Annotated in this window: 15 protein-coding genes, 1 tRNA gene and 1 riboswitch; of the genes, 14 read left to right on the plus strand and 2 right to left on the minus strand. The window is 62.9% G+C overall.

All coding sequences use genetic code 11. The features are described 5' to 3' along the window. Nucleotides 1-136 precede the first annotated feature (136 nt). A complete protein-coding gene (locus PspCFBP13509_RS00765; protein ID WP_137211441.1) occupies nucleotides 137-1,249 on the plus strand; it encodes an enoyl-CoA hydratase/isomerase family protein in 1,113 nt (370 codons plus the stop codon). 55 nt (nucleotides 1,250-1,304) lie between these two features. Here the strand turns inward: PspCFBP13509_RS00765 and PspCFBP13509_RS00770 are convergent, their stop codons facing one another. After that, the gene (locus tag PspCFBP13509_RS00770) at nucleotides 1,305-1,676 is read right to left on the minus strand and encodes a hypothetical protein (protein ID WP_074844425.1); all 372 of its coding nucleotides are present in this window, start codon (nucleotides 1,674-1,676) and stop codon (nucleotides 1,305-1,307) included. Nucleotides 1,677-1,990: 314 nt separating this feature from the next. On the opposite strand from PspCFBP13509_RS00770, the gene PspCFBP13509_RS00775 reads away from it, so the two are divergent. The 13 genes from PspCFBP13509_RS00775 to PspCFBP13509_RS00840 all read left to right on the plus strand — a co-directional run bounded on the left by PspCFBP13509_RS00775 (nucleotide 1,991) and on the right by PspCFBP13509_RS00840 (nucleotide 15,087). After that, on the plus strand, nucleotides 1,991-3,613 hold the full coding sequence (locus PspCFBP13509_RS00775; protein WP_074844420.1) for a methyl-accepting chemotaxis protein: 1,623 nt from the start codon (nucleotides 1,991-1,993) through the stop codon (nucleotides 3,611-3,613). Between the two features lie 168 nt (nucleotides 3,614-3,781). Then, nucleotides 3,782-3,883: riboswitch (guanidine-I (ykkC/yxkD leader) on the plus strand. A gap of 60 nt (nucleotides 3,884-3,943) precedes the next feature. Continuing rightward, nucleotides 3,944-5,011, plus strand: coding sequence for a putative urea ABC transporter substrate-binding protein (locus PspCFBP13509_RS00785; RefSeq protein ID WP_065928223.1), 1,068 nt, complete (start codon nucleotides 3,944-3,946; stop codon nucleotides 5,009-5,011). Between the two features lie 12 nt (nucleotides 5,012-5,023). Continuing rightward, nucleotides 5,024-5,839 (plus strand): ABC transporter permease, encoded by an 816-nt coding sequence (locus PspCFBP13509_RS00790; RefSeq protein WP_065928224.1) that lies wholly within the window; start codon nucleotides 5,024-5,026, stop codon nucleotides 5,837-5,839. Next, nucleotides 5,836-6,600: an ABC transporter ATP-binding protein gene (locus tag PspCFBP13509_RS00795; protein WP_137211442.1), complete on the plus strand. Its 765-nt coding sequence runs from the start codon at nucleotides 5,836-5,838 to the stop codon at nucleotides 6,598-6,600. The genes PspCFBP13509_RS00790 and PspCFBP13509_RS00795 overlap by 4 nt, the downstream gene beginning before the upstream one ends. Next, on the plus strand, nucleotides 6,597-7,322 hold the full coding sequence (locus PspCFBP13509_RS00800) for an urea amidolyase associated protein UAAP1 (protein WP_065928226.1): 726 nt from the start codon (nucleotides 6,597-6,599) through the stop codon (nucleotides 7,320-7,322). Before PspCFBP13509_RS00795 ends, PspCFBP13509_RS00800 begins: the two co-directional genes overlap by 4 nt. 9 nt (nucleotides 7,323-7,331) lie before the next feature. Next, a complete protein-coding gene (locus tag PspCFBP13509_RS00805; RefSeq protein WP_137211443.1) occupies nucleotides 7,332-7,961 on the plus strand; it encodes an urea amidolyase associated protein UAAP2 in 630 nt (209 codons plus the stop codon). A gap of 163 nt (nucleotides 7,962-8,124) precedes the next feature. Continuing rightward, nucleotides 8,125-11,730: an urea carboxylase gene (gene uca / locus PspCFBP13509_RS00810; RefSeq protein WP_137211444.1), complete on the plus strand. Its 3,606-nt coding sequence runs from the start codon at nucleotides 8,125-8,127 to the stop codon at nucleotides 11,728-11,730. A gap of 47 nt (nucleotides 11,731-11,777) precedes the next feature. Next, nucleotides 11,778-11,984, plus strand: a complete 207-nt coding sequence (locus tag PspCFBP13509_RS00815) for a cysteine-rich CWC family protein (protein ID WP_065938870.1) — start codon at nucleotides 11,778-11,780, stop codon at nucleotides 11,982-11,984. After that, nucleotides 11,974-12,666, plus strand: a complete 693-nt coding sequence (locus tag PspCFBP13509_RS00820) for a pseudouridine synthase (RefSeq protein WP_137211445.1) — start codon at nucleotides 11,974-11,976, stop codon at nucleotides 12,664-12,666. Before PspCFBP13509_RS00815 ends, PspCFBP13509_RS00820 begins: the two co-directional genes overlap by 11 nt. Before the next feature lie 304 nt (nucleotides 12,667-12,970). Beyond that, nucleotides 12,971-13,855 carry an alpha/beta fold hydrolase gene (locus tag PspCFBP13509_RS00825; protein WP_137211446.1) on the plus strand — a complete coding sequence of 295 codons (885 nt, stop codon included), beginning with the start codon at nucleotides 12,971-12,973 and terminating at the stop codon, nucleotides 13,853-13,855. 110 nt (nucleotides 13,856-13,965) lie between these two features. Beyond that, nucleotides 13,966-14,039: transfer RNA gene (locus tag PspCFBP13509_RS00830), tRNA-Gly, on the plus strand. A 197-nt stretch (nucleotides 14,040-14,236) separates the two neighbouring features. Further along, nucleotides 14,237-14,761 (plus strand): DUF3833 domain-containing protein, encoded by a 525-nt coding sequence (locus tag PspCFBP13509_RS00835; RefSeq protein ID WP_065928232.1) that lies wholly within the window; start codon nucleotides 14,237-14,239, stop codon nucleotides 14,759-14,761. A gap of 20 nt (nucleotides 14,762-14,781) precedes the next feature. Further along, the gene (locus PspCFBP13509_RS00840) at nucleotides 14,782-15,087 is read left to right on the plus strand and encodes a DUF6482 family protein (RefSeq protein WP_027604346.1); all 306 of its coding nucleotides are present in this window, start codon (nucleotides 14,782-14,784) and stop codon (nucleotides 15,085-15,087) included. Between the two features lie 68 nt (nucleotides 15,088-15,155). Here the strand turns inward: PspCFBP13509_RS00840 and PspCFBP13509_RS00845 are convergent, their stop codons facing one another. After that, complete coding sequence (locus PspCFBP13509_RS00845; protein WP_027604347.1) at nucleotides 15,156-15,395, minus strand: DUF6124 family protein; 240 nt, start codon at nucleotides 15,393-15,395, stop codon at nucleotides 15,156-15,158. Nucleotides 15,396-15,534: the final 139 nt, after the last annotated feature.

Here is a 15,534-nt window from a genome sequence, read left to right on the forward strand (position 1 = left end):
AGTTGAAATGTCTTGTAGAAAAGAATGAGGCGAACCCTAGGAAAGCCGGCCCTGCTTGTCAATTGATCTGACACACCACCGGCACTTTCCCACGAAGCGATCATACTGATCCTTCACCTTCTCGATTGAGGTCACGATGAATCTGCACTTCGAAGAACTGACCGGCAGTGGCGGCGCCCGCGTCGGCATCGCCAGCCTCAACGCTGAAAAGTCCCTCAACGCCCTCTCTTTGCCGATGATCCTGGCCCTGACTGATCGCCTGGAGGCCTGGGCCAAAGACCCGGCCATCGTCTGTGTGCTGCTGCGTGGCAACGGGCCCAAGGCGTTTTGCGCCGGGGGCGAAGTGCGCAGCCTGGCCCAGGCCTGCCGCGAGCAGCCGGGTGAAGTGCCGGCCCTGGCCGCACAGTTTTTTGCCGCGGAATACCGCCTCGACTACCGCTTGCACACTTACCCTAAGCCGCTGATCTGCTGGGGCCACGGTTACGTGCTGGGCGGAGGCATGGGCCTGCTGCAAAGCGCGGCCATACGGATTGTCACGCCGAGCAGCCGCCTGGCCATGCCCGAGATCAGCATCGGCCTGTACCCGGACGTGGGTGCCAGCTGGTTCCTGTCGCGCCTGCCCGGCAAGCTGGGCTTATTCCTTGGCCTCACCGGCGCCCATATCAACGGCCGTGACGCCCTGGACCTGGGCCTGGCCGACCGTTTCCTGCGTGACGATCAACAAGACGAGTTGCTCGATGGCTTGCTGCAACTGAACTGGCAGGAGCAGACCGCGATACAGCTCAACAGCCTGCTCAAGGCCATGGCCCAGGAAGCCGTGGCCCAGCAACCCGAGGCGCAATGGCTGCCGCGCCGGGCACAGATCGACGAATGGCTGGACGTCGGCGATGTGCGCAGCGCCTGGCGCGCCTTGAGCCCGCTGCGTGACCACGCGGACCCACTGTTCAATCGCGCCGGCAAGACATTGAGCGAAGGCTGCCCGCTGACCGCGCACCTGGTGTGGGAACAGATCCAGCGGGCCCGCCACCTGTCCCTGGCCGAGGTGTTCCAGATGGAATACACCCTGAGCCTGAACTGCTGCCGCCATCCGGAATTCAGCGAGGGGGTGCGCGCGCGGTTGATCGACAAGGACCAGAAGCCCCATTGGCATTGGCCAGACATCAATACGGTCCCGGACGCCGTGGTGCAGGCGCACTTCACCAAGGCGTGGGAAGGCCGGCACCCGCTGGCGGACTTGTCCGATTACTGAGGTTTTGCGCCCATAAAAAAGCGGCGCTTCATGCGCCGCTTGTCATACAGGCCGGTCAACGGTGACCGCCACGGCCACCTCCACGGTCATGATCACCACCGCGTCCATGCCCGCCATTGTTCCAACGATCCCCCCAGCCCTGGTTCGGGTAAGGCCGGTAACCGGCCCTTGGCCCTGACGGGTAATAGCGAGGCGCCGGCTGGTAATAACGCGGTGCCGAGTAGTAACGCGGTGCCGGAGCGTAGTAACGCGGCGACGGGTAGTAATCACGGCGATATTGATACGCCGTGCCGCCGCCATAGTAATAAGCCGGCGCCGGTGAGGTGTAGACCTCGGAACGGTAGTAGCTCTGGCCTCCATCGTAGTAGGGCACACAAGCGCAAAGGGTCAGACCGAGTAAAGCGCTGAGCAGCAGTCGTCGATACATGGCGGCCTCCTGGACCGCGGAAGAGCACCTCCAGCGACGCTGGGGGGCGGCATTCAGCTTTCACTGAATGACGAAACATCTGACATCAAAAACCGAATCTGGTGCGTTTTGGTAACAACTTGATACATCAATGCCAAGGGCAGCCACATCCCGTCAGACGCACTGCGGTATAGCACTTAACAACCCCCAGGTTTATCGATTCAGTAAATTTTTCTGGCTCGAAACTTTCCCGATTGCGATGATGTCACTATGACATCGCATAAGCCAGGGAGGCTCTAACGTGCGCCCTTCGCCACTTTCGCCGGATCCGAGCCATGAAAATCTCAACCAAACTGCTGCTTTCATTTCTATTGTGTGCACTGGTCACCCTCGGGGTCGGCCTGCTGGGTATCAAAAGCGTGGTCCGCCTCGCCAATGCATTGGAACTGACGTTCTCCAATAACCTGGTGTCCGTCAGCACCACAGCCGCCACCCTCAACAGCCTGGTCGCCCACAACCGTGGTTTGTACCGTTTGATGGATGCGAGCAACGGCGACGTATCCCAACAAGACCGCGACCGTGTACGCCAGGACATCGCCAACGAACTCAAACGCAGCCAGAGCGCCTACGCCACCTACCGCGCCACGCCCCTGGAAGACGACGAACGGGCAGCAGGCGACAAGCTCGACCAGATCTGGCCAACTTACACCAGCAGCTCCGAACGCATCATGTCGATGCTCGACAGTGGCCAGGTCGAGCAGGCCCGCGCCCAGCTCAACAGCACCAACAATGAACTGTTCCGCCAGGCGCGCGAGTTGATCCGTGTGATGATCGAGTCCAATAACCGCCAGATCAAGGAAGGCGCCCTCGCCGCCGAGGACCTTCGCAGCAGCGCATTGACCTGGATGATCAGCGGCATTGTCCTGGCCTTCATCATTGCGATTATCATCGGTGTGCTGATCACGCGCCTGATCACCCGTCCTATCGCACAAGCGGTTGAGAACGCACAGCGCATTGCCAAAGGTGACCTGACCCAAGCCATCACGACCGACCGCACCGACGAAGCCGGGCAACTGCTGATGGCGTTGTCCGATATGCAGGGCGGCCTGAAAAGCACGCTGATGGAAATCGCCAATGCCTCCGACCAGCTCGCGTCGGCAGCCGAAGAGCTGAGTGCCGTCACCGATGAAAGCACCCGTGGCCTGACCCGCCAGAACGACGAAATCCAGCAAGCGGCCACCGCCGTCAACCAGATGACCGCAGCGGTCGACGAAGTGGCGAGCAACGCCGTGTCGACCTCCGAGGCGTCGCGCCAGGCCACCGCCGAAGCCGAGGACGGCCGCCAGCAGGTGGAGCAGGCAGTGTCGGGCATGTCATCGATGGTGGTGGAGATCAACGATTCGACCCAATCGGTCGCTGACCTCGCCAACCAGGTGCGCGAAATCGGCAAGGTGATTGATGTGATCCGCGGCATTGCCGACCAGACCAACCTGCTGGCCCTCAATGCCGCCATCGAAGCCGCCCGTGCCGGTGAGCAAGGTCGCGGTTTTGCGGTGGTGGCCGATGAGGTGCGCGCGCTGGCCCATCGCACCCAGACCTCCACGGTCGACATCGAGAAAATGATCGGTGAAGTGCAGGCAGGCGCCGATGGCGCCGTGGCCGCCATGAACAAGAGCCTGAACTGGGCCAACAACACCCAGACCCTGGCGCAAAACGCCGGCCAGGCGCTGGAGCGCATCACCGCCAGCGTGGCCAGTATCAACGAGCGCAACCTGGTGATCGCCTCGGCGTCCGAGGAACAGGCCCAGGTGGCCCGCGAAGTGGATCGCAACCTGCTCAACATTCAGGACCTGTCGACCCAGACCGCCGCCGGTGCCCACCAGACCAACGCCTCCAGCCAGGACCTGTCGCGCCTGGCCACCTCGTTCACTATGCTGGTCAGCAAGTTCCAGCTGTAAGCGCCTCATCACAGTGCGCCGGCGCACCTGCGTGGCGCACACCGCCCTCGTCTACACCCTCCTCTCCCGCTCGCCCGGCTGAACCGCCGGGCATCGAAGCCACTTGGCACGACTCTCGCTTTGTCTCTTGCGTGCAGGATTGATAACAGGTTCGCGGCACCACAATTTGCAATGGCCGACTAGGGTTCCGGCTCGCCGAAAGCGAGTGGCTGGTCCGAGAGTTGGCGACCTCCAGTTGAGGTTACACGGCGGGATAAAAGCCCGGGAGACAAGCCACCGTTCACGGTGCCGCGTTGCTCCTGCTCGCCCTTGATCAACTGGAGAAGCCCCATGCCCTCAATCCGTTTACCCGCCCTGCTCGCCGCCGTCTTTGCCGCCGTGCTGAGCGTCCAGGCCCAAGCCGCCACGAAAAACCACTTCAGCGTGTGCTGGACGATCTACGCCGGCTGGATGCCATGGGAGTACGCCGGCAGCCAAGGCATCCTCGACAAGTGGGCGAAGAAGTACGGCATCACCATCGACATGGTGCAGCTCAATGACTACGTCGAATCCATCAACCAGTACACCGCCGGCCAGTTCGACGGCTGCACCATGACCAACATGGACGCCCTGACCATCCCCGCCGCCGGTGGCGTGGACAGCACCGCGCTGGTGGTCAGCGACTTCTCCAACGGCAACGACGGCGTGGTAATCAAGGGCACCGGCAAGACCGTGGCCGACCTCAAGGGCATGAACGTCAACCTGGTGGAACTCTCGGTGTCTCACTACCTGCTGGCCCGCGCGCTGGAGTCGGCGGACTTGACGGAAAAAGACCTGAAGGTGGTCAACACCTCCGATGCCGACATCGCGGCGGCCTTCAACACCGACCAGGTCCAGGCCGTCACCACCTGGAACCCGATGCTCTCGGAGATCAAGGCCAAGCCTGGGGTGAGCCAAGTGTTCGACTCGAGCAAAGTACCCGGCGAAATCATGGACATGATGGTCGTCAACACCCAGGTCCTCAAAGACAACCCCAAGCTGGGCAAAGCGCTGACCGGCGCCTGGTTCGAAGTGGTCGCGCTGATGAACGCCAAGGGCCCCGCCAGCACCGCAGCCCTCGAACATATGGCCAAGGCCTCGGGCACTGACCTTGCGGGCTTCCAGTCGCAACTGGACACCACCCAGTTGTTCGCCACGCCCCAGGAAGCCCTGGCCTTCGCCACCAGCCCACAGTTGCCCGCCACCATGGGCAAAGTCGCCGAGTTCTCGTTTAAACACGGCCTGCTGGGTGAAGGCGCCAAGGACAGCAGCGCCGTGGGCATGCGCTTCGCCAACGGTGTGACCAGCGGCGACAAGGCCAACCTCAAGCTGCAGTTCGACCCCAGCTACGTACAGATGGCCGCCGACGGCAAGCTGTAAGAGGACCCGGCCATGCGCCTGATCAACCGTCACCCGGACCGTTCCAGCCGCCTGTTGCTGGTGCTGCTGCCGTTCGCCCTGCTGCTGTTCGCCTACTTCGTGGGCTCGGCCGAGCGCCTGGCGGACAACCCCAACGACAAGCTGCTGCCCGGTGCCGGGCAAATGCTTGACGCGGTAAAGCGCCTGGCCTTCAACGCCGACACCCGCACCGGCGAATACGTGCTGTGGCAGGACAGCGCTGCCAGCCTGCGGCGCCTCGCCATCGGTCTGGGGATCAGCGCCCTCGCCGGCCTGTGCCTGGGGATCGCCGCCGGCACGCTGCCGCTGTTTGGCGCGCCGTTGTCACCGTTGCTGACGGTGCTGTCGATGGTGCCGCCGCTGGCGATCCTGCCGATTCTGTTCATCGTGTTCGGGCTGGGGGAATTGTCCAAGGTGATGCTGATCGTCATCGGCGTCACCCCCTGCCTGGCCCGGGACCTGGAACAGCGCGCGCGGGAAATTCCGCTCGAGCTGCTGGTGAAGGCGCAGACCCTCGGCGCCTCCACCTGGACCCTGATGCTGCGTGTGGTATTGCCGCAATTGCTGCCGCGCCTGTTGATCTCGCTGCGGCTGATGCTCGGCTCGGCGTGGTTGTTTTTGATCGCCGCCGAAGCCATCGCCTCCACCGACGGTTTGGGCTACCGGATCTTCCTGGTACGACGCTACCTGGCGATGGACGTGATCCTGCCTTACGTGGTGTGGATCACGCTGCTGGCGTGGCTGATGGACTGGGGCCTCAAGGCCCTGACCCGGCGTGCGTTCCCCTGGTACGAAGGAGCGCGGGCATGAGCTTTATCAGCGTCAATAATGTGTGGCAGCGCTATCGCGATCAGGTGGTGCTCGAAGGCCTCAACCTGCACGTCGCCGAGGGTGAGTTTTGCACGCTGGTGGGTACGTCCGGGTGTGGCAAGTCGACCTTCCTGCGCCTGCTGCTGGGCCAGGAAACCGCGAGCAAGGGCCTGATCCTGCTGGACGGCCAGGCCCTCGCCGCCGAGCCGGATGCCAGCCGTGGCGTGGTGTTCCAGCGCTATTCGGTGTTCCCACATCTGACTGTGCTCGACAACGTCGCCCTCGGCCTGGAACTGCCACATTCTCGCCTGCTGGGCCGGCTGTTCGGTAAAGCCAGGAAGGACGCCCGCGAACAGGCTGCCGCGCTGCTGCACAAGGTCGGCCTCGGCCACGCCCTGGACAAGTACCCCGCGCAGCTCTCCGGCGGCATGCAACAACGCCTGGCCATCGCCCAGGCCCTGATCATGAAACCCCGCGTGTTGCTGCTGGACGAACCCTTCGGCGCCCTCGACCCGGGCATTCGCAAAGACATGCACCAGCTGCTGCTGGAACTGTGGCGCGAAACCCGGCTGACGGTGTTCATGGTCACCCATGACCTGAGCGAAGGCTTCAGCCTCGGCACGCGCCTGCTGGTGTTCGACAAGGTTCGCGTCGATCCCCACGCCCCCGGCGCCTATGGCGCGCGCATCACCTACGACATCCCTTTGAACAGCGAACGCCGCAAGGCGCTCGCCGCCGAACTTGGAGCCACGTCCAAATGACCGATTCCACCCAACTGTTCCCACCCTTCGCCGAAGAAATGCTGCCCGGCGGCGGCCACCGCTCGTTCGTGCTCAAGCGCGGCCAACTGCTGCGCCTGACCGACCTGCGCGGCGGCGCCAACGTCAGCCTGACTCTGCTCAACGCCAACGAAAAAACCGAGCGCCTGAACCTGCCCGACAGCCTCAAATGCCAACACACCGCCAAGCTCACCACCGGCCATTGCCTGTACTCGGACATGGGCCGCGTACTGGCCGCGATCACCGCCGACACCTGCGGCTGGAGCGACAGCATCGGCGGTGTGCTGTGCGCCGCCGAAGTCGCCGAGAAGTACGGCCAGGGCCGCTATCAGGAACTGCGCAACGGCTTCTTCCGCAACGGCACCGACAACCTGCTTGTGGAGTTGGGCAAGTGGGGGCTGGGCCTGTCCGACCTGCTGATGACCCTCAACCTGTTCAGCAAAGTCGCGGTGGATGGCGACGGTGGCCTGCACTTTGTAGCGGGCCATTCCAAGGCTGGCGACTACATCGAGCTCTACGCGCCGATGGACACCCTGGTGGTGCTCACCGCTCTGCAACACCCCATGGACCCGAACCCGCACTACGCGCCGCAACCGCTGAAACTGAGCTGGATGAACGCCGACAAAAGCGTCGCCGAACACTGCCGCACCTCGCGCCCGGAAAACGAGCGCGGCTTTATCAACACCGACCGCCTGTTCGCCTGAGGAGCTGCCATGTCTATCGCACTGAAACAACCGGACGCGGCCGTGTACAGCGCAACCATCCCCGCCGGCGAACCGTGGCTGATGGAGGTCAAGGCCGGGCAGACCCTGCGCATCCTCGACCTGGAGGGCAACCAGGCCGTCGATACGTTGTTCTACAGCGTGAAAAACCCGCGTGAACGCTACGACGTGCAGCGCACGTTGCGCCGGCAGAACAGCGTGTACCTGGGCACCGGCAGCGTGCTGTATTCCAACCTCGGCCAGCCGATGCTGACCATCGTCGATGACACCTGCGGGCGCCACGATACCCTCGGCGGCGCCTGCGCCCAAGAGAGCAACACCGTGCGCTACGCCCTGGAAAAACGCTACATGCACAGCTGCCGCGACAACTACCTGCGCGCCTGTGCCCATGACGGCCGCCTGGGCAAAGGCGACATCGGGCCGAACATCAATTTCTTCATGAATGTGCCGGTGACGGCCGACGGCGGGCTGACCTTCGAAGACGGCATTTCCGCCCCCGGCAAGTACGTCGACCTGCGCGCCGAGATGGATGTGATCGTGCTGATCTCCAACTGCCCGCAGTTGAACAACCCATGCAACGCCTACAACCCCACCCCTGCGGAGCTGCTGGTATGGAACTGAAACTCAAGCGCCTGCGCCGTTGGCTGTTTGCCCTGTGCCAATCCCGAGCCGGGCAGTGCATCCGCAAACAATAGCGCGCCAATGTGGGATCCACACTGACTGCACGCACTGCGGACGACCGCAGTGCTCCCCCACTTTGCGGGACGGCCCGCAGGGTTTTGCCATGTTCGAAAAACTGTTGATCGCCAACCGTGGCGCCATCGCCTGCCGCATCCTGCGCACCTTGCGCGAGCTGCAGGTCAAGGGCATCGCCGTGTACGCCGAGGCCGATGCGGCGAGCCTGCATATCCAGCAAGCCGACGAGGCCTACAGCCTCGGTGAAGGCGCAGCGGCCGGTACGTACCTGGCGGTGGACAAAATCCTCGCCACCGCCAAGGCCTGTGGGGCCAAGGCGATCCACCCCGGCTACGGTTTCCTGTCGGAGAACGCAGCGTTTGCCGAAGCCTGTGAAAACGCGGGCATCGCCTTTGTCGGGCCGACGCCGCAACAGCTGCGGGTATTTGGCCTCAAGCACACCGCCCGCGCCCTGGCCAAGCAACACGGGCTTGCGCTGCTGGAAGGCACCGAACTGCTCGACAGCCTCGCCTGCGCGTTGCTGGCCGCCGACGTCGTGGGCTACCCGGTGATGCTCAAAAGCACCGCCGGTGGCGGCGGTATCGGCATGCGCGTGTGCCGCAGCAGCGTTGAGTTGAGCGAGTCCTTCGAGACGGTCAAACGCCTGGGGCAGAACAATTTCAGCGATGCCGGCGTGTTTATCGAGAAGTACATCGAGCACGCGCGCCACCTGGAAGTGCAGGTGTTCGGCGACGGCGCCGGTGAAGTGATCGCCCTCGGCGTGCGCGACTGCTCGGTGCAACGGCGCAACCAGAAAGTCCTCGAAGAAACCCCGGCGCCGAACCTGCCCGAAGGCATGGCCGAGGCCCTGTGCGCCGCCGCCATCACCTTGGCCAAGGCCGTGAACTACCGCAGCGCCGGCACCGTGGAATTTATCTATGACAGTGCTGACGGGCGCTTCTACTTCCTCGAAGTGAACACGCGCTTGCAGGTGGAACACGGCGTCACCGAACAGGTATGGGGCGTGGACCTGGTGCGCTGGATGGTGCAACTGGCGGCCGGGGAAATGCCGCCGCTGAACACACTCGAGTTAACCCCCCGGGGCCACGCGATCCAGGCGCGCTTGTATGCCGAAGACCCGGGCCGCGATTTCCAGCCGAGTCCCGGCTTGCTGACCTGTGTGGATTTCCCGCTGGCCGAAGGCCTGCGGATCGACACCTGGGTGGAAGCCGGTTGCGAGATCCCGCCGTACTTCGACCCGATGATCGCCAAGCTCATCACGTGGGCGCCCACCCGCGAACAGGCGCGCCTGGATCTGCACCGGGCGTTGAGTGACAGTCGGTTGTACGGCGTGGAAACCAACCGCGATTACCTGCGCCAAATCCTGCTGGCCGCGCCCTTTGCCAATGGCCGGCCGTGGACGCGGTGCCTGGAAGACCTGGTCTACGTGGCCGACACGTTTGAAGTGATCAGCGCGGGCACGCAAACCAGTGTGCAGGACTATCCCGGCCGCCTCGGCTACTGGGCCGTGGGTGTGCCGCCGTCGGGGCCGATGGACAGCCGCTCGCTGCGCCTGGGCAATCGCCTGCTGGGCAACGACGAGGGAGCAGCGGCGCTGGAAATCACCCTGAGCGGGCCGCTGCTACGCTTCAATTGCGCGGCGGTGGTCGCCGTGACCGGTGCTGAAATCCCGCTGCGGTTGAATGATCGAGCCGTGCCGATGAACACCGCGCTATTGATTGAGGCCGGGTCGGTCCTGAGCCTGGGCACCCTCGCCGGCGCCGGGGCGCGCAGTTACCTGTGCCTGCGTGGCGGGCTGCAAGTGCCGGACTACCTGGGCAGCAAAAGCACCTTCACCCTCGGCCAGTTTGGCGGGCATGGCGGGCGCGCCTTGCGGGCGGGCGATGTGTTGCATCTGTTGCCGTTGGAAGACCGGAACGCCGGGCAACAATCAGTCGCTGAACCGCTGCCGGAGGTCCGCACACTGCGGGTGATTTATGGCCCCCACGGCGCGCCGGAATACTTCCTGCCGGCGTATATCGACACGTTCTTCGCCACGCAGTGGGAAGTGCATTTCAACTCCAGCCGCACCGGTGTTCGGCTGATCGGGCCGAAGCCATTGTGGGCGCGTACCGATGGCGGTGAAGCGGGGTTGCATCCATCGAACATCCATGACAACCCCTATGCCATCGGCGCGGTGGATTTCACCGGGGACATGCCAGTGATCCTCGGGCCGGATGGGCCAAGCCTGGGCGGTTTTGTGTGCCCGGTGACGGTGATCGAGGCAGACCTTTGGCAACTCGGCCAGCTCAAGGCCGGTGACAAGATTCGCTTTGAACCGGTGGACCTCAAGACCGCCCGCGACCTTGCCCTGAACTGGGATCAAAAGAATGCCGAAACCCTGTGGGAGCAGAGCTTGCTCGCGATGGGACCAACTCGGTCCGTCGCCGGCATCGAGCAATTGCCATCCCCCATCATCCTGGACATCGGCCACGCCGACACCCGCCTGGTCGCGCGCCTCGCCGGCGACACCCACCTGCTGCTGGAAATCGGCGCGCCGGAGCTGGACCTGGTGCTGCGCTTTCGCGCCCATGCCCTGATGCAGGCCCTGGAAACCCGAGCATTGAAGGGCGTGATCGACCTGACGCCCGGGATCCGCTCGCTGCAGATCCACTACCAGCCCGAACAACTGCCCCTGGCCGACCTGCTGGCACTGATCAGCCACGAGTGGACCGCCGTGTGCACCCGGCAAAACCTGCAAGTGCCCTCGCGCATCGTGCACCTGCCGCTGTCCTGGGACGACCCGGCATGCCAGCTGGCCATCGAAAAATACATGACCACCGTGCGCAAGGACGCCCCGTGGTGCCCGAGCAACCTGGAGTTCATCCGTCGCATCAACGACCTGGCCAACCTCGATGAGGTGCGCCACACCGTGTTCGACGCCAGCTACCTGGTAATGGGCCTGGGCGACGTCTACCTCGGCGCGCCGGTGGCCACGCCGCTGGACCCGCGTCATCGGCTGGTGACCACCAAATACAACCCGGCCCGCACCTGGACCGCCGAAAATTCGGTGGGCATCGGCGGCGCGTATTTGTGCGTGTACGGCATGGAAGGGCCCGGCGGTTATCAGTTTGTCGGGCGCACCTTGCAGATGTGGAACCGCTATCGCGAAGTGGCGGCGTTTGACGGCAAGCCGTGGCTGCTGCGCTTCTTCGATCAGATTCGGTTCTATCCCGTGAGCGCGAATGAGCTGGTACGGATTCGTCGGGATTTCCCCCTGGGACGCTTCGAGCTGGATATCGAGGAGAGCACCCTGAACCTGGCGGATTACCAGGCATTTCTTGCGCGGGAAGCCTCGGGGATCAGTGCTTTTCGTGAACAACAGCAACAGGCCTTCAATGCCGAGCGCGAACGCTGGATCGCCAGCGGCCAGGCGCATTTCGACAGCGAAGAGCTCGCGGCGCCAGCGGCGCAAGACACGCTGCTCAAGGCCAATGAATACAGCATCGACAGCCCTATCGCCGGCAACCTCTGGCAGGTGCCGGTGGCCGTGGGTGCACGTGTTGCCGCCGGGGATGTGCTGGTGATTCTGGAGTCGATGAAAATGGAGATCCCGGTGCTGGCGCCCTTTGCCGGGGTGGTGCGGGAAATCCCGGTGCAGCCGGGCAGCGGCATTGGCGCCGGCCAACGGGTCGTGGTGCTGGAACGGGACTGACCGGCGCTGTATCGTGCAGGGACTTCCGAGACCCTGCCCCAGCGACCATGACCACGCCAACCCTTTGCCCCGCCTGCGGTGCCCGCAACGATTGCACCCTGGCCGACCCACGCACCGCCGACCAGCCGTGCTGGTGCTACAGCGTCACCATCGACCCGGCGGTGCTTGAAGCGCTGCCCGATGCATTGCGCAACACAGCCTGCCTGTGCCCGCGCTGTGCTCAGGTGGATGAGCAGCTTCGCAATGCGCGTTGACCGTTTCCTCAGCAACCTGCCGCGTTTCAATCGCCAACAAGTGCGCGTGTTGCTGGTGGAGCGGCGGGTGACGGTGGATGGCGTGGCAGTCAACGACCCGCATCATGAAGTGCGCGAATTCAGCCGCGTGTGCGTGGACGATGACGTGCTGCAGGTGGGTAAAGCGGCGCGCTATTTCATGCTGCACAAACCAAAGGGCTGCGTCAGCGCGACCTCGGACCCACAACACCCGACTGTCCTGGACCTGCTGGATGAGCCGGACAAAGGCGAGCTGCATATCGCCGGCCGCCTGGATTTCAACACCACCGGCCTGATGCTGATCACCAACGACGGCCAGTGGTCGCGGCGCCTGACGCAACCGCAGACCAAGTTGCCCAAGGTCTATCGGGTAGAGACGGAGCAGGACATCGGCCCCGAATACGCGGCAACCTTTGCAGCGGGCCTTTATTTCGCCTTTGAAGACCTGACCACGCAACCGGCCGAGCTGGAGCTGCTGGGGCCACGCCTGGCACGACTGAGCATCACCGAAGGCCGCTATCACCAGGTGAAGCGCATGTTCGGGCACTTCAACAACAAAGTGATCGGCCTGCACCGTGAGCGAATGGGCCCATTGGGCTTGGATGCGGCCCTGGCGCCCGGCAAGTACCGGGCGCTGTCCGAGGAAGAAATCCGGAAGGTCTGACGACCGTTCGGCCGGTGATGGCAAAAACCCATTTGTGTGACTTGCGGCATCCCCGGTCTACTGCTTGAATCAAACCGTCAGCCAAATTATGACTGACGAGTCGCCTATAACCTCCAAGAAACACCTTGCCCCGCCCGCGCTTGATCCACGGGCCTCCCAGGCAAACAGCCCGCCCTAACAACAGCCGTCGGCCAGCCGTCATCGGACCGACATGGGCTCTCATCTTCCAGGCGTATGCCTACCTGTCACAAAGCTCGTGCAGAGTGATCTGCGCGCCCTACCCGCTTGCCAGGAGTCTTACGACATGAGGCCAGAAATCGCTGTGTTGGATATACAGGGTCAGTATCGGGTTTACACGGAGTTCTACCGCGCGGATGCTGCTGAAAAGACCATCATCCTGGTCAACGGCTCGCTGGCCACCACGGCCTCCTTCGCCCAAACCGTGAAAAGCCTGTACCCGCAATTCAATGTGGTTTTGTACGACCAGCCCTACGCCGGTCGCTCCAAAATCCATAACCGTCATGAGCAAATGCTGACGAAGGAAGTCGAAGGCCAGATCCTCCTGGAGCTGATCGACCACTTCGCCGCCGAGCACGTGCTGTCCTTCTCCTGGGGCGGCGCCGCCACCCTGGTGGCCCTCGCCCAGCGGCCACGGCGTGTGGAAAAGGCGGTGATCAGCTCGTTCTCGCCGGTGATCAACGCCCCAATGCGCGACTACCTCGAGCGTGGCGTCGACTACCTCGGCAACCTCGACCGCGACCGCGTCGGGCACTTGATCAACAGCACCATCGGCAAACACCTGCCGTCGCTGTTCAAGCGTTTCAACTACAAGCATGTGAGCAGCCTGGCCGAGCACGAATACGGGCAGATGCATTTTCACATCAGCCAGGTGCTGCACAGCGACCGCCTGTGCTACCTCAAGGCCGCGCGGCAGATCGATGTGCCGGTGCTGTTTCTGAACGGCGAATGGGACGAATACACCAGCGCCGAAGACGCCAGGCAGTTCGGGCAGTACGTGACGAAGAGCAGCTTCAGCACCCTCCAGGCGACGGGGCATTTCCTGGATATGGAGCACAAGGCCGCCTGCCGGGACAGCCGGGACGCGGTGGTGGGCTTTTTGAAACCGGAACGGCAGGCCAGCCGATTGCGTTATCACCAGGGCCAGACGCAGCATGCATTCGCCATCTGAAATGAAGGCTTGCCGTGGCGAACGGACCTGCTCGCCACGGCAAGCTGCACAAATTCCGAAGAAAAACTTCAAATCCCGGCGCACATCTGGTACAAAGTCAGCCGCTCTGAGCGGGTGTCGTATAATGGCATTACTCCAGCTTCCCAAGCTGATAACGAGGGTTCGATTCCCTTCACCCGCTCCACTCAGACATAGATTCCACGCCGGCAGGGTTTTGGCGGGGGGTGCATAAAAAACCGGTCCTTGGTGGCCGGTTTTTTTATGGGTGGGATTTGAGATTCAAAAATAGAGTGCGCACAAACCTGTACAAATTTTACTTCTTGTACAAGTATCATGCTTCGAGCGGCGGCACTTCGCCCCGCACCTTCGAAGAGCCAGGCCATGACACGTCTACTGTTTTCACTGTTGCTGGTCGTGAGCTTGGCCAGTTGCAGCAACGTTGAGGTCGACCACTACGCCGACCAGCAACCGAAACTGGACCTGGAGCGCTTCTTCAGTAAACCCGTGAAAGCCTGGGGCATCTTCCAGAAGCGTTCGGGGGAAGTGGCCAAGCGCTTTGAGGTCGATATCGCCAGCCGGCGCGAGGGCGACGCGTTGATTCTGGATGAGCGTTTCTTGTACAGCGATGGCACGCGTCAGCAACGGGTGTGGACACTGACGCCGGACGGCCCAGGGCGCTGGCGCGGACGAGCCGGGGATGTGGTGGGCGAGGCGATCGGCGAAGTGGCGGGTAATGCGCTGCGTTGGCGCTACCGGCTCAATCTGCCGGTGGATGGCTCGGTGTACGAAGTCAGCTTTGACGATTGGATGTACCTGATGGACGAGGACACCTTGATCAACCGCTCGAGCATGTCCAAGTTCGGTGTCGAGTGGGGTCAGGTCACGCTGTTCTTTCGTCGCCAATGAGCCCCAAGCGAGGGTCAATCATGAATATGCAAATGCTGGCCGAGCTGGCCGGGAAAGGCGAAATACGTGAGCTGGAGTTGCTGTCCCTGGAGGGCGGTTTCTATATCGCTCGCGTCAGGCTGGAGCACGTCGAGGCGACGTTACTGGACGATCACGGCAAGCCGATGCGCATCGGGTCCACCACGCATTTACGCGACCTGTTGCAGCGGGTTCCGCCGTTTCCTTGCGTACTGGTGCAACACTGCGTTCACGATGAAATGTGCGGTACGCGTGAAGGGCCTATCGGTGCGTTGCGCATTCCGTTTTCGCTGGCGGCGACACTGTAAATCCTGGCTCCCCTCCCCCGTGGTATGGGCGGCCTGGGAAGGCAAGCCGTTTACACCGTACGGGTGACCTATGCGGCTCGGTCCACGCGGTCCTGAACAGCCTCGACCAGCAGCAGGCCCAGTTCAATCATTTGCTGAATGGCCAGGGCCAGGTAGCGCTGTTGAGAGGGCAGGCTTTCGACGAACTCGTGGGTCATGGCACCGGCACCGGCGATGGTTTCGTAGGCGTTGGCGAGCAGCGCTTGAGTGTCGATTTCGGGACGGACGCTGAACAGTTTTACGGATGGATTGCATGAGTCAGTACACATCTGTTGATCCTCGTTAGGGACCGCATACCAGAGCTACTAAACAATGGGTGGCGGCTGTACGCAGGTTAGTAGACCGGCGAATCAACGAAACCGGCGCGCCCGAAGACGCCCTGCGTGCAGCCACCATAAGAGCAGCTGT

This window comes from Pseudomonas sp. CFBP13509, from assembly GCF_005233485.1.
GTDB lineage: Bacteria > Pseudomonadota > Gammaproteobacteria > Pseudomonadales > Pseudomonadaceae > Aquipseudomonas > Aquipseudomonas marginalis.

Coding starts and splice junctions, on each gene's coding strand:
- PspCFBP13509_RS00765 (WP_137211441.1), top strand. CDS start 137: ATGAATCTGCACTTCGAAGAACTGACCGGCAGTGGCGGCGCCCGCGTC.
- PspCFBP13509_RS00770 (WP_074844425.1), bottom strand. CDS start 1,676: ATGTATCGACGACTGCTGCTCAGCGCTTTACTCGGTCTGACCCTTTGC.
- PspCFBP13509_RS00775 (WP_074844420.1), top strand. CDS start 1,991: ATGAAAATCTCAACCAAACTGCTGCTTTCATTTCTATTGTGTGCACTG.
- PspCFBP13509_RS00785 (WP_065928223.1), top strand. CDS start 3,944: ATGCCCTCAATCCGTTTACCCGCCCTGCTCGCCGCCGTCTTTGCCGCC.
- PspCFBP13509_RS00790 (WP_065928224.1), top strand. CDS start 5,024: ATGCGCCTGATCAACCGTCACCCGGACCGTTCCAGCCGCCTGTTGCTG.
- PspCFBP13509_RS00795 (WP_137211442.1), top strand. CDS start 5,836: ATGAGCTTTATCAGCGTCAATAATGTGTGGCAGCGCTATCGCGATCAG.
- PspCFBP13509_RS00800 (WP_065928226.1), top strand. CDS start 6,597: ATGACCGATTCCACCCAACTGTTCCCACCCTTCGCCGAAGAAATGCTG.
- PspCFBP13509_RS00805 (WP_137211443.1), top strand. CDS start 7,332: ATGTCTATCGCACTGAAACAACCGGACGCGGCCGTGTACAGCGCAACC.
- uca (WP_137211444.1), top strand. CDS start 8,125: ATGTTCGAAAAACTGTTGATCGCCAACCGTGGCGCCATCGCCTGCCGC.
- PspCFBP13509_RS00815 (WP_065938870.1), top strand. CDS start 11,778: ATGACCACGCCAACCCTTTGCCCCGCCTGCGGTGCCCGCAACGATTGC.
- PspCFBP13509_RS00820 (WP_137211445.1), top strand. CDS start 11,974: ATGCGCGTTGACCGTTTCCTCAGCAACCTGCCGCGTTTCAATCGCCAA.
- PspCFBP13509_RS00825 (WP_137211446.1), top strand. CDS start 12,971: ATGAGGCCAGAAATCGCTGTGTTGGATATACAGGGTCAGTATCGGGTT.
- PspCFBP13509_RS00835 (WP_065928232.1), top strand. CDS start 14,237: ATGACACGTCTACTGTTTTCACTGTTGCTGGTCGTGAGCTTGGCCAGT.
- PspCFBP13509_RS00840 (WP_027604346.1), top strand. CDS start 14,782: ATGAATATGCAAATGCTGGCCGAGCTGGCCGGGAAAGGCGAAATACGT.
- PspCFBP13509_RS00845 (WP_027604347.1), bottom strand. CDS start 15,395: ATGTGTACTGACTCATGCAATCCATCCGTAAAACTGTTCAGCGTCCGT.